Origin of the sequence: Actinomadura sp. NPDC048021, assembly GCF_040653135.1 — a bacterium.
Classification (GTDB): domain Bacteria; phylum Actinomycetota; class Actinomycetes; order Streptosporangiales; family Streptosporangiaceae; genus Spirillospora; species Spirillospora verrucosospora.
Map to the genome: position 1 here is coordinate 157873 of NZ_JBEZJQ010000013.1, position 12045 is coordinate 169917.

Consider the following 12045-nt stretch of genomic DNA (forward strand, 5'->3'; position numbering starts at 1 on the left):
AATGACCACCTACCGATCGCAGACGTCCGCCCTCGACGTAGAGGCCGCCACGGCCGCCGTTGAGGGCCGCGCGTCTCGACCGCTCACCAACCCCCACGAGGTGTCTGTGTTCCGTTCCCTGACCCCGTTCGCCGCGCTCGCAGGTCTCGACCTGCGCGGCAAGGCCATCGCCGGCGCTCAGTGCCGCTTTGACCCCGACCTGCACACCGGCCCGGACGGCGACGAGTCGCCGGACGAGCGCGCGGCCCGTGAGCTGGTGGCCGCCGAGGTGTGCCAGTCCTGCCCGCTGCGCGGCGCCTGCTTCGAGCTGGCGACGCGGATCCGCCCCGAGTTCGGGGTGTGGGCCGGTTTCACCGCCGCCGAGTTGGCGGCCCTCCCCGATCTGGACCTTTCCGACCTCGACCTGAACGAGGTGGCCTGATGACCGCCACGACCACGACCGCCGCGACGGAGCTCGCCGAGGTGCGGGTCACCACGTTCGGGTACCTGCACGGTGCGCCGCCCGCCGACGCGCACGTTGTCCTCGACCTACGCCACCACTTCCGCGACCCGCACGCCGTGCGGGGACTGCGGAACCTGACCGCCGACGACGCCAAGGTCCGTGCCGCGGTGCTGAACACGCCCGGTATCCGGCCGCTCATCGACGCGACCGCCGCCACGGCGCTGGCCTACCTGGCGGGCCCGTCCGCCGGACCGCTCAGCGTCGCGGTCGGATGCGCCGGCGGTCGGCACCGCGCCGCGACGGTGGGGCGCATCCTCGCCGCGGTGCTGGCCGACCTCGGTATCGCGGCGACGGTTGCGCACCGCGACCTCCACAGACCGGTTGTGGCGCGCTGACGACGCGCGCCACCCGAGCACATCCCACCGATTGGAAGGAACCGCACGCCATGAGTGACAGCAACGACCGCGGCCGGGTCATCAGCGGGAACACCGGCCCGCTCAACCTCGGTGAGGGCGACATCAACGCCAACACGGTGGTGATCAAGGGAGACGGCGTCAAGGTCGTCAACGGCGACAACAAGGGCGGGATCAGCCGCTCGTTCGGCGGCAAGAAGAAGCGCTGACGTTGCGTCCGGCCGCTCACTGCCCCGGCTCACGGGGTGGAGCGGCTCACGGAACGGCAGGCCCGCCGCTCCCGCGCCAAGACATGGTGCGCCCCGGGACGCCCGAACCACCACAGAACGACGTCCCGGGGCCCCTCCAAAGGAAGGAACCACCCACGATGGCCGACGACCCGACCAAGGGCAAGTCCTCGACCTGGCCCAACGGCGAGCCCAAGTCCGTCCGGGACGCCCACGACGCCAAGTCCGGCAAGTCGAGCAAGTAGGGAGCGCGCGATGAGTTCGTGGAACGAGTGCTCCAAGTGCGGAACCGCCTACGACACCCCGGCCGACGCGGCCCGCTGCTGCCGCTGAGCGGCACCCACGAGATCACGTGAACGGGCACCGGGCGGCCCCATCTCCAGCCAGAGCCAGGCCGCCCGGTGGCCCCCAACCCGAAAGAAGGGAGCGAGTCCCATCATGACCTATTCGACGTCTTCGGCGCCTGGCGACGGGTTCACCGGCGCCCTGGCCGAGGAGTTCGGCCGGGTGCGGCTGGCCGGTCTGCTGGCCGGTCTGCCGTGGGGCCTGGTGCTGGTGGCGCTGGCGGTGCTGCTGGCCGGTCTGCTGCTGCGGATCGGCGGTGTGCTGCTGGTCATCACCACGGCCCTGGTGGAGCGGCTGGCCGCCGCGCTGACCGCCCACACCGACACCGCCGCGCACCCGGTGCCGGTGCTGCTGGGCGCGATGGTGGCGCTGCTGGCCGCGCTGCGTCTTGGGTGCCTGCTGCTGGTGTGGGCGATCCGGGAGGCCGACGCCGGCGCCGCCGCGGTGCTGGCGGGGGGTGCGCGATGAGCCACCGGACCGCCGCGCGTTTTTTCGACCCGACCGGCGCTCGGCACGGGATTCCCACGTGGCCGTGGCGGATGGCGCCGCCGCACCTGGTCACCCGCCGCCAGCTCGCCGCCCGTGGTCTGCGGCCCGGCGGTCAGGACATCGCCGGTCAGGTGCTGTGGCGCTCGCGCCGCTACAACGCCCCGGGCGGGGTCCGCGCCGCCTACCTCTACGACGTCCGTCTGGCGCTGCCCAAGCGCACCGCCACCGACCGCCAGCGCGCCGCGCTGGCCAAGGCACTCAAGGCCCGCCGCATCTGCCCCGACTGCGGCACCGACGCCGGTTACGTCCTGCCCCGCCATCTGGGCACCTGCCTGGACTGCGCTGCCGGATGGGAGGTCGCGTCATGACCGCCCCCGCCGCCGATGATCTGGCCGAACTGCGTGAGCGCCTGGAGCGCCGCGAGGGCCGCGCGCAGGTCCGCGCGCAGGCCCGGTCCCGCAAGGCCGTCCGGGTGTCTCAGCAGCGCCTTGCCGAGGTCCGGCAGCGTGCGCTGCTGGCCGGTGAGCGCGCTCGGGTCCGGCACACCGTGTCCCAGTCGGGAGAGGCCCGCGCGCTTCGTGTGGAGCGCACCCGGACGACCGCGCTGCTGATGCTGCTGCCGGTGCTGGCCGCATTCGGCGCATGGTCGGCCGCCGGTGTCCAAGCGGGAATGGTCAAGCTGCTGCACCTGGCCCCGGGAGAGACCGCCGCGTACATGGCGTGGCTGGTGGAGCCCGCGCTGCTGGGCACGGTGGCAGGCATCATCTTGATCCGCGCCAACCTGCGCAACGCCGGCGGGGACCTCGACGAGCGCGCGACAAAGATCGAGTTCGGTGCGCTGAGCGTGTCGATTCTGCTGAACATGGCCGGGCACTGGCCCGACTCGCTCAACGGCAGCGGCCTGGCCGCGCTGGCTGGTCACGCGCTGGGCCCGGTCGGCTCCGCCGGTACCGCCTACCTGATCAGCGTCGTGCAGGACGGGGTGTCGCGCGCTACGCCGTGGCTGCTGGCCGACGGCCGCCCGGCCCCCTCCCTCAAAGCCCTCGACGACGCCCCCGACAGCACCCCGCACCGCGCCGCCGAGAGCGGATCGGGGAGCGGATCGGGGAGCGGTTCGGGGCAGCGCACCGCCCGCCCGGTGACGCAGTGGCCCGTACCGTCCGGCGCCCGCACGCTGCTGCCCCTCGTCTCCCTGGCCGCTGCCCCGGAAAGTGCTCCTGAGGCTGCCCGGCGTTCGGTTCCTGACCAGCGCCGACAGCAGGTCTCGGAAGCACCCCAAGGGGGGAGGCGCAGCGGCACTCGTAAGCGCTCTGGGACCGGTCGCGCTGACAAGGGGACGCGGGTTCCCGCCAGCGCTCGCAAGAGTGCTTCCAAGAGCACCCCGCGCACGCAGACCGACGAGGAACTGGCCGCCCGGCTGGCGGCTCTGGTGACCGCCGGAGACGTCGCTTCCGATGCTTCGGTGCGGACCGTGCAAAGCGTGCTCGGGATCGGCTGGGAGCGCGCCAAGCGCATCCACGCCCTCACCGCCACCGCCGCCCCGGGCGCTGTCGGGCCTGCCCGGCTCCGCGCCGTCCCCACCGCCACCCGACCCGAGACCGCGAACGAATCTGCGATGGCCGCCGCCGTCGTGCCCGGAGGTGACGCCCGATGAGCGCCAACGAGACCGCCAGCACGCCGCCCGACTCGGCTATGGGCAAGGTCATCAACCTGCCCGTCCGCGCCGAGGACGGCACCCACACCGGCGAGAACATCGACGTGCTTCGCCCGGTCGAGATCCTCGACGGCGAGGTCGTGGACCCGGGCGCCACGCTGGTGGACGACCCGGCCGCGCCGCGCGGTGCGGGCTGGATGGCCGACCGGCGCGCCTACATGGCGACCGCGCCCGCCGTCATCCCGTCGTTCCTGCGCGACCGCGGCGAGTTCGCCGAGAACGCCCGGTTCGTGGCCACGTACTACTCCCACATGGCCGGTTTCCACGCCGCCCGCACCCCGGTCTACCTGGGGCGGCTGTGGCTGCGTGCACCGGTCGGCGCCGGGAGGCTGACCGGCCGGTACCTGCGTTGGGTGACCGACGCTGAGGCCCGCCCGGTGGTGTCCAAGGCCGCGGGGCGCAGCGATGAACAGACCTGGATGAAGCTGGCGACCATGCAGACCCAGCGCACCCAGCAGCGCCGGCGCCAGTCGCTCATCGTGGCCGTGCCGGTCGCGCTGCTGGTCACCATGGCCGCGGTGCTGCTGCCCGGCTGGGGACTGGCCATGGTCGCCGCCGCGATCCTGTCGCTGCTGGGCGCCGCCGGACGCAACCCCGATCAGCCGATCGTCCACCGGTATGTCGCCTTCCACGTGCAGCGGCGGCTGGAGTCGACCGAGATCGAGACCTCGCTGAGCGCGATCGGCATGGTCGGCAAGAACGAGAAGGTGGACTTCGTCGTTCCGGTGGCGACCGATGGGCCCGGCTGGCGCGCGGAGATGGACCTGCCGCCCGGCCAGCTCGCCGAAACGGTGCTGGAGAAGCGCTCCGAACTGGCCGCGGCGATGCGTCGGCCGCTGGGGTGCGTGTGGCCCGAGACCGACCGCAACGCCCACCCCGGGCGGCTGGTGCTGTGGGTGGCCAAGCAGGACCCCGCCAAGTCCAAGCGCCGCCTGTGGCCGCTGCTGAGCGACGGGCAGGCCGACCTGTTCAAGCCCATCCCGTTCGGGTTCGACCCGCGCGGACGGCTCGTCGAACTCGACCTGATGGGCGTCAACATGCTCATCGGCGGTGTCATGGGCTCGGGGAAGACGTCGGCGGTGCTAGTGCTCGCGCTGGCCGGTGCGCTCGACCCCACGTGCGAGATGTGGATCTACGAACTCAAGGGGTCCGGCGACGTCGAAGCCGTCAAGCCGGTCTGCCACCGGTACGTGTCCGGTGACGACGACGAGCACTGCAAGGCCGCCCTTGACGGGCTCAAGGCGCTGGAGAAAGAGATGAAGCGCCGCAAGGCGATCATCAAGGAACTCCCGCTCTCGGAGGTCCCCAACGGCCGCAAGGTCTACCCACACCTGGCCGCCCGCCGCGAGCTTCGCCTTCACCCGCTGCTGGCCATCTTCGACGAGGCGCACACCCTGTTCGAGCACCCCAAGTACGGCAAGGCCGCCGCCGAGGTCGCCGGACGGCTGATCCGCAAGGCCCGCGCCTACGGCATCATCCTGGTCTTCACCACCCAGCGGCCCGACGCCAAGTCCATCCCCCGCGGCGTTTCCGACAACGCCATCGTGCGGTTCTGCCTGGCGGTCACCGGCCACCTTCCCAACGACCTGATCCTGGGCACCGGCATGTACCGGCGCGGCGTACGCGCGACCATGTTCGACCCCGCCACCGACGCCGGAACCGGCTGGCTGGCCCGCTCCGCGCTCAACTACCAGATCGCCCGCGCCGCGTTCATCAAGCAGGACGAAGCCGCCGCCATCGGCCGCCGCGCCCTGGCCCTGCGCACCGCCGCCGGCACCCTCAGCGGCGAAGCCGCCGGTGAAGAAGTCGCCGCTGCCGACGAGTCCGACCTGATCGACCACCTGCGCGCCGTCTGGCCCGCAGGTGAGGACACCATGCACTCCCACCGCCTCGTGGAAGCCCTGGCCACCTACCGCCCCGACCTGTACGGCGCATGGGTCAAAACGCTGCGGCCCGTCGACGAGATGACCGACGAGGAGTTGCGGGAGGCCCGCACCGCCCGCTCCACCACCCTGTCAGCCGCGCTCAAGCCGTTCGGCGTCCGCACCCGCCAGATCAACAAGCGCGGCGACGGAGGCAGCGCCAAGGGACTCCGCTGGGACGACCTTCCCACCCGCCGCAACAACGCCGACGACGACCCCGGCGACGAGTCCGAAGACGACTTCGACGACGACTGAGCGGTTCCCCCGGCCCCGAAACCGGTTTCGGGGCCGGTATCACCCAAACCGCGCACTGACCAGCACGGTTACGGGTTTCGCCACCCACACCCAGACCACGGAAAACGGCCGGAACGCCCCGGCCCCATGCGACCACGCCCAAAAGCGGAACCACCACGGAGCACCACATGCCGCACTACTCGGCCTTCCCGCCCCCCGACCAATGGCCCGTCCTCGCGCCGCCCGACTGCCCCACCTGCCAGCGCACCGCCGACGTGGCATGGATCGGCCCCGCCACCCTGGCGAACGGCGCCGAGGTCAACGTCTGGCGCTGCCGCGCCTGCCCCGCCGACTGGACGATCCCCGTCACCCACTGGCCCGTCACCGGCGGCCCCGACTGCCCGTCCTGCCTCACCGAGGTCACGTGCTGGGCCGCGCTCGCCCCCGACACCCCCGGGGACCTGTGGACCTGCGAGCACGGCCACGAGTTCATCCTCACGGCCGAGGGCCTGATCATCCTGCCCGAGGACGCCGCATGACCCGCCCGCCGTTCACCTTGCCGGACCGCCCATGGAACGGGCTGCGCGTGCTCGACGCCTTCTCCTGCGCCGGCGGGGCCGGAATGGGTTACCACCTGGCCGGATTCGACCTGATCCACGCCTCCCCGCCCTGCCAGGCCTACAGCCTCGCGCAGCGGATCCGCGGCAACGTCCACCCCGACCTGATCGGCCCCGTCCGCGAACGCCTGCAAGCCTCTGGGCTGCCGTACGTGATCGAGAACGTTCCCGGCGCCCCGCTGCGCGACCCGATGACGCTGTGCGGAGCGATGTTCCCCGGCTTGCGCGTCTACCGGCACCGCGAGTTCGAGACCAGCCACCCCATCCTCGTCCCGCCCCACCCGGGGCACGCCGCGCCGCTGCGCAAGATGGGACGCCCACCCCACCCCGGCGACTTCGTCCACGTGGTCGGCAACTTCTCCGGCGTCGCCTATGCCCGCGAGGCGATGGGCATCGCATGGATGACCCGCGACGAACTCCGCGAGGCAATCCCGCCCGCCTACACCCGCCACCTCGGCGCCGCCCTCGCCAATTGCTTGGCCGCCGGACGGAGGGCCGCTGCGTGACCACGCCCCAGATCGTCACCTACGGGGGGCGGCGCTACGTCGTCCATGAGGGGCGGCTCCTGCTGAACTGGCGTGACCGGCCCGTCCGGTTCCACGCCGAGGGCTGCGTGCTGTGCTGCACCTACCGCGTACAGCACCGCGTCGGCGGCGCGCCCCGCCACCCCGGCGACGCCTGCCCGCGCTGCGGTACCGGCTGGCGAGGCACCCGGCCCGACCCCTGCGCACACTGCGGCCGCACCGCCCACCTCACCGACGACGACGGCCGCCCGGTCCACAAGACCTGCGCAGAAACCGCCGCCCTCACCACCGACCGCCCGCTGCCCGAGAGGAGAGCCGCATGACCACCACCCGTACCGGCGTCCTTGCCGCCGAAGTGGCCGACGCCGCAATGGCGTGCGCGGCGCGCGGCTGGCACGTGTTCCCCCTCCAGCCGCGGGACAAGCGGCCCCTCTCCCAGTTCACCGACTGGGAGGCGCACGCCACCACCGACCCGGCCCGCATCCGCGCCTTCTGGGAGCGCGGCCCGGCGTTCAACGTCGCGGTCGCGTGCGGCCCGTCCGGGCTGATTGTGGTCGACCTCGACACCCCCAAGCCCGGCGAGACCCCGCCGCCCGAGTGGGCTTTGCCCGGTGTCAACGAGGGCGCCGACGTGCTCGCCGTTCTGTGCGAGCGGCACGGCGAAGCGTTCCCAACCGACACCTTCACCGTGACAACCCGCCGCCGCGGCGGGATGCACCTGTATTTCACCCCGCCGCCCGGCAATGAGCTGCGCAACACCTCCGGCCGGTACCGCACCGGTCTTGGCTGGCTGATCGATACCCGCGCGTGCGGCGGGTACGTCGTAGCGCCCGGCAGCTACGTGGACCTGCCCGACGGCGCTGGCCCCTATCGCATCGTCAACGACGTGCCGCCCGCCCCGCTCCCGGCGTGGCTGGCCCGACTTCTCACCGCCCCGCACCAGGTCCCCTCCTTGGGTGCCAATTCGGATGCCGGAACGGTGGCGGACCTGCCCGCCTATGTCCAAGCGGCACTCAAGGGGGAAGCGGCCCGGGTCGCCGACGCGGTGACCGGTGGACGCAACCACGCGCTCAACAAAGCCGCCTACAACCTCGGACGCCTCACCGGCGCCGGCGCCCTTGACCATGAGACCGCCGCGGCCGTGCTGTTTGAGGCCGCCGTCGTCCACTTCGGCCCCACCCGCGCCGACGTCACCCCGGCCGAAGCACGCGCCACCATCCGTTCCGCGCTCGCCGCGGGCGCCCGCAACCCGCGCACCATCACCAGGGGGAACCCCGCATGAGCAACCTGCCCGACGACCGGCCGCCGCTGGACGGCGCCGCCCTGCTGGACACCCTACGTGCCGCGCTCACCCGCTACGTTGTTCTGCCGACCCCGCAGGCCGCCGACGCCGTCACGCTGTGGATTGCTGCCACCCACGCCCAACCGGCCTGGCCGCACGCGCCCCGCCTCGTTATCCGTGGGCCCGAGAAGCGGTGCGGAAAGTCCCGGCTGCTGGACGTGACCGAAGCGACCTGCCACTCGCCGTTCATCACCGTCAACTCCTCACCGGCCGCGGTCTACCGGTCCATCACCGACGACCCGCCCACCCTGCTCGTGGACGAAGCCGACACCATCTTTGGCCCCAAGGCCGAGGGCAACGAGGACCTGCGCGGGCTGTTCAACGCCGGTCACCAGCGCAACCGGCCCGCGATGCGCTACGACGCCAACACCGGACGCGTGGAAGCCATCCCCACCTTTGCTATGGCCGCGCTCGCGGGAATCGGCGCGATGCCCGACACCATCGAGGACCGCGCCGTCGTCATCCGGATGCGCCGCCGCGGCCCCGGCGAAACCGTCTCGCCTTTCCGGCACCGCCGCGACCGGCCCGCGCTCCGCCAGCTCGCCGCCGACCTCGCCGCGTGGCTGCGCGCCGACCTCGCCACCCTGGAATCGGCCGAACCGCCCATGCCGGTGGAGGACCGCGCCGCCGACACCTGGGAACCCCTGGTGGCCGTCGCCGACTACGCCGGCGCCCACTGGCCCGACCGCGCCCGCGCCGCCGTCCTGGCCCTTACCGCCGACGCCGACGACAACGGCCAGATGTCCACCCGGCTCCGACTGCTCACGGACTGCCGGACCGCTTTCGGAGCCGACCCCGCCCTGCCCACTGCCGTTCTTCTCGACCGGCTCAAGGGCGACCCGGAAGCGCCATGGCAGGACTACGGACCCAACGGCCTGACCGCGATGAAGCTCGGAACCATCCTGCGCGAATACGAGATCAGGTCCGGCAACATCCGGTTCCTCGACGGCAGCCAGGCCAAGGGCTACCAGCGCGCCGACTTCACCGACGCATGGGCCCGGTACTGCCCCGAGATCGCCCCGCCCGAGGGCGAGAACGCCCCTGGCGAGCCGGGTGGCCGTCCCAGCCGTCCCAGCCTCGTCATCGCAGGTCAACGCGGGACGGCTCGAAACCGTGGGACGGCTTAGCCGTCCCAGCCAAACAAGCCGTCCCAGCCTGACCAGCAGAAATGACCCTGGGACGGCTGGGACGGCTACCCCTCACCCGACCGCCACCGGCACGGCGCCCAAGCAACCCCGCACCCCGCCGCGCCGCCCGACATGCCCGATCGCCAGAAGCCGAGGGATGGACTGCGAGAGATGGACACCAGGAAGCCCAGTTCGGCCGAAATCTTCGGTCTCAAGCCCCTGTACAAGGTCTCCGAACTGCCCGGCATCCTCCCGTTCAGCCGGAGCCGGATTTACGAGCTGGTTCGCGCGGGGCGCATCAGGACCGTCATGGAGCACAGCGTTCGCCTTGTGCCTGCAAGCGCGATTGTCGAGTACATCGAACTACTGGAAAGGGAGGCTGAGGCCGCGTGAGCGGTAAGAAGCGGCGTTCTCCGGGGGAAGGCGGTCTCAGCTGGGACTCCGCCCGCAATAGGTGGGTGGCGTCCCAAACCATCGGCTATCAGCCCAATGGGCGCCGGATCATCGTCCGTGGCCGAGGAAAGACCCAGACGGAGGCGCTCAAGAAGCTCAAGGAGAGCTTGAAGCGCCGAGAAGAGAAGCAAGCACCGAAAGCAACGGCGGACGTGACGATTGCCGAAGCGGTCGCTGGGTTCCTGCGGTACGGGCTCATGGGGCGTGACGAATCGACCGTCACGAACGCGCGTAGCCTCGCCGAGCATCACATCACTCCGCAGTTGGGCCACCTGACTGTACGGGAACTCACCGCGGACGACTGCGAACGCTGGTTGGAAGGCCGCGCCGAGGTGCTCGCGACGAAGTCACTTCGCGAAGTCCGGTCGGTGCTCAAACGGTCCATTGATCGAGTGATGCGGCGTGACGAGCGCGTGACCCGGAACGTCGTCCAGCTCTGCGAAGTACCGACCGGAAAGCGCACCGGCCGCCCGTCCAAAGCGCTGGACTTCGCCCAAGCTATGCAAGTGCTCGCCGCCGCCGAGCGTGCGCAGTCGGACATGCGTCAGTACGTCATCCTCGCGTTGCTCACCGGCGCGCGGACGGAGGAACTGCGGAAGCTCACCTGGTCGCATGTCGTCGCCTACGACAAGGGCCGCGGACAGTGGCGCCCGGTGCATGAAGCAGGGTGGGACCACGAGGAGTTCGCCGTCTACGTCTGGCGTTCCGTCCGAGCGCGCGGCGACACGAAGACCAAGAAGTCTCGCCGCACACTCAAACTCCCCCGGCGATGTGTGGTGGCTCTCCGGGACCTGTGGGCGAGTCTCCCCCAGCCACTCGACCCGGAAGCGCTGCTGTTCCCCGGCGAGGCCGGCGCCGTGCGAGGAGCGATGACCGTGCTCCGAGCGTTCCGCCGCGAGGTCATCGCGTCGGCAGGGCTGGACCCGGACGCCTGGACGCCGCGCGAGCTGCGGCACAGCTTCGTATCCCTGCTGTCGGACAGCGGGATGCCGCTGGACAAGATCGCCCTACTGGTGGGCCACAGCGGGACGCAGGTCACGGAGAAGGTGTACCGGCAGCAGATCCGGCCCGTGATCCAGGACGGCGCGCAGGCCATGGATCTGATCTTCCCGAACCCCAACTAGGGCATCTGGTACTCGGTTCGGTACTCACTAGACGAGTCAGGCCCGTTTCCCTCGGTGGGAACGGGCCTGGTCTGGGGTAACGCTGAGGTAAGGAAGCTCCCGCGATTGGACTCGAACCAATAACCTGCCGGTTAACAGCCGGCTGCTCTGCCGATTGAGCTACGCGGGATCGTGCGTCCGCCGGTGCCTGGCGGCCCCTGGCGGCGGGTCTAGGTTAGCGCATGTCCGGGGCTGTTCGCGCACGCGCGGGGATTGAGGCGGCGAGGGCGGGTATAGGGGGTGTCACGATTCCGCCGTCAGTAGGAGTTGGACATGAAGGCTCGCACGATGTTCATGGCAGGCGCCGCGGTCGGCTACGTCTTCGGGACGAAGGCCGGGCGCGAGCGGTACGAGCAGATCAAGCAGCTCTCCAAGCAGGTGTCGGAGAACCCGAACGTGCAGGAGGCGGCCGGGAAGATCCGGTCGAAGGGTGAGACGTTCGCCGGGGCCGCGCGGGACAAGGCGGGGCACCTGAAGGACCGGGTGCCCGAGCAGGTCACGGGCGGCCGCAAGGAGGAGCAGCCGTACCCCGGCTAGAGGCCGGTCTGACGGCGCAGGTCTTCGAGGACCTGTTCGGCCTGGGCCCGCAGGCCCGGGTCGGACGGGTCCAGCCCGGCGTCGAAGACGAACGTCCAGCGCACATCGCCGCCGGCTGCGGGGCGCCGGCCGGCGATGCGCACCTTCCCGCCTCCGGGGAGGGTCGCGTGGTGGGTGACGGCGATGGTGGCGGTGACGCGCTCCCGGACGGTCTCGGGCACCGAGCCGGGGTCGGTGAGGCGGACGTGGTGCTCGGCGCCGCCGGAGGTCTCCTTGACGTGCAGCCAGCCGTCCTTCCAGGTGGCGTGGTCGACACGCTCCCAGGGGATGCGGGTGAAGCCGCCCGAGGGGGTCGGCACGTGCAGGGCGAGGAGGGTGGCGGTGACGTACGAGCCGCCGCGGGTGGGGGCCGCCGCGAGGACGCGTTCGCCGCGTTCCAGCGCGAGTTCGTCGCGGACCGCGGCGGGCAGGGGACCCCGGTTCAGGCGCATGCCCC

At 71.6% G+C, this 12045-nt stretch carries 16 protein-coding genes and 1 tRNA gene; 15 read left to right on the forward strand and 2 right to left on the reverse strand.

Annotation, left to right across the window (positions count from 1 at the left end; genetic code table 11):
- The first annotated feature begins 1 nt into the window (after nt 1).
- From AB0C87_RS22780 to AB0C87_RS22845, 14 genes are all read left to right on the forward strand, one after another.
- Complete coding sequence (locus tag AB0C87_RS22780; protein ID WP_360579366.1) at nt 2-421, forward strand: WhiB family transcriptional regulator; 420 nt, start codon at nt 2-4, stop codon at nt 419-421.
- Nucleotides 421-837, forward strand: coding sequence for an RNase adapter RapZ (locus tag AB0C87_RS22785; protein ID WP_360579368.1), 417 nt, complete (start codon nt 421-423; stop codon nt 835-837). The genes AB0C87_RS22780 and AB0C87_RS22785 overlap by 1 nt, the downstream gene beginning before the upstream one ends.
- 50 nt (nt 838-887) lie before the next feature.
- Entirely contained in the window at nt 888-1064 is a 177-nt protein-coding gene (locus AB0C87_RS22790) for a hypothetical protein (RefSeq protein WP_360579369.1), read from the forward strand.
- A 456-nt stretch (nt 1065-1520) separates the two neighbouring features.
- Entirely contained in the window at nt 1521-1895 is a 375-nt protein-coding gene (locus tag AB0C87_RS22795; protein WP_360579370.1) for a hypothetical protein, read from the forward strand.
- The gene (locus tag AB0C87_RS22800; RefSeq protein WP_360579372.1) at nt 1892-2284 is read left to right on the forward strand and encodes an RRQRL motif-containing zinc-binding protein; all 393 of its coding nucleotides are present in this window, start codon (nt 1892-1894) and stop codon (nt 2282-2284) included. Before AB0C87_RS22795 ends, AB0C87_RS22800 begins: the two co-directional genes overlap by 4 nt.
- Nucleotides 2281-3570: a hypothetical protein gene (locus AB0C87_RS22805; protein WP_360579373.1), complete on the forward strand. Its 1290-nt coding sequence runs from the start codon at nt 2281-2283 to the stop codon at nt 3568-3570. Before AB0C87_RS22800 ends, AB0C87_RS22805 begins: the two co-directional genes overlap by 4 nt.
- The gene (locus AB0C87_RS22810; protein WP_360579375.1) at nt 3567-5807 is read left to right on the forward strand and encodes an FtsK/SpoIIIE domain-containing protein; all 2241 of its coding nucleotides are present in this window, start codon (nt 3567-3569) and stop codon (nt 5805-5807) included. The genes AB0C87_RS22805 and AB0C87_RS22810 overlap by 4 nt, the downstream gene beginning before the upstream one ends.
- A gap of 167 nt (nt 5808-5974) precedes the next feature.
- Nucleotides 5975-6325, forward strand: coding sequence for a hypothetical protein (locus AB0C87_RS22815; protein WP_360579377.1), 351 nt, complete (start codon nt 5975-5977; stop codon nt 6323-6325).
- Entirely contained in the window at nt 6322-6909 is a 588-nt protein-coding gene (locus AB0C87_RS22820) for a DNA cytosine methyltransferase (RefSeq protein ID WP_360579379.1), read from the forward strand. The genes AB0C87_RS22815 and AB0C87_RS22820 overlap by 4 nt, the downstream gene beginning before the upstream one ends.
- Nucleotides 6906-7250 (forward strand): hypothetical protein, encoded by a 345-nt coding sequence (locus tag AB0C87_RS22825; protein WP_360579381.1) that lies wholly within the window; start codon nt 6906-6908, stop codon nt 7248-7250. The genes AB0C87_RS22820 and AB0C87_RS22825 overlap by 4 nt, the downstream gene beginning before the upstream one ends.
- Nucleotides 7247-8209, forward strand: a complete 963-nt coding sequence (locus tag AB0C87_RS22830) for a bifunctional DNA primase/polymerase (RefSeq protein ID WP_360579383.1) — start codon at nt 7247-7249, stop codon at nt 8207-8209. Before AB0C87_RS22825 ends, AB0C87_RS22830 begins: the two co-directional genes overlap by 4 nt.
- Entirely contained in the window at nt 8206-9396 is a 1191-nt protein-coding gene (locus tag AB0C87_RS22835; protein WP_360579385.1) for a DUF3631 domain-containing protein, read from the forward strand. The genes AB0C87_RS22830 and AB0C87_RS22835 overlap by 4 nt, the downstream gene beginning before the upstream one ends.
- 171 nt (nt 9397-9567) lie before the next feature.
- On the forward strand, nt 9568-9789 hold the full coding sequence (locus AB0C87_RS22840) for a DNA-binding protein (protein ID WP_360579387.1): 222 nt from the start codon (nt 9568-9570) through the stop codon (nt 9787-9789).
- The gene (locus tag AB0C87_RS22845; RefSeq protein WP_360579389.1) at nt 9786-10973 is read left to right on the forward strand and encodes a site-specific integrase; all 1188 of its coding nucleotides are present in this window, start codon (nt 9786-9788) and stop codon (nt 10971-10973) included. Before AB0C87_RS22840 ends, AB0C87_RS22845 begins: the two co-directional genes overlap by 4 nt.
- 96 nt (nt 10974-11069) lie before the next feature.
- Here AB0C87_RS22845 and AB0C87_RS22850 read toward each other — a convergent pair.
- A tRNA-Asn gene (locus tag AB0C87_RS22850) sits at nt 11070-11142 on the reverse strand.
- Nucleotides 11143-11285: 143 nt separating this feature from the next.
- Here AB0C87_RS22850 and AB0C87_RS22855 point away from each other — a divergent pair.
- A complete protein-coding gene (locus AB0C87_RS22855) occupies nt 11286-11549 on the forward strand; it encodes a YtxH domain-containing protein (protein ID WP_179843081.1) in 264 nt (87 codons plus the stop codon).
- Here the strand turns inward: AB0C87_RS22855 and AB0C87_RS22860 are convergent.
- On the reverse strand, nt 11546-12040 hold the full coding sequence (locus tag AB0C87_RS22860; RefSeq protein ID WP_345174526.1) for a hypothetical protein: 495 nt from the start codon (nt 12038-12040) through the stop codon (nt 11546-11548). The two genes, AB0C87_RS22855 and AB0C87_RS22860, sit on opposite strands and share 4 nt — an antisense overlap.
- Nucleotides 12041-12045 lie beyond the last annotated feature (5 nt).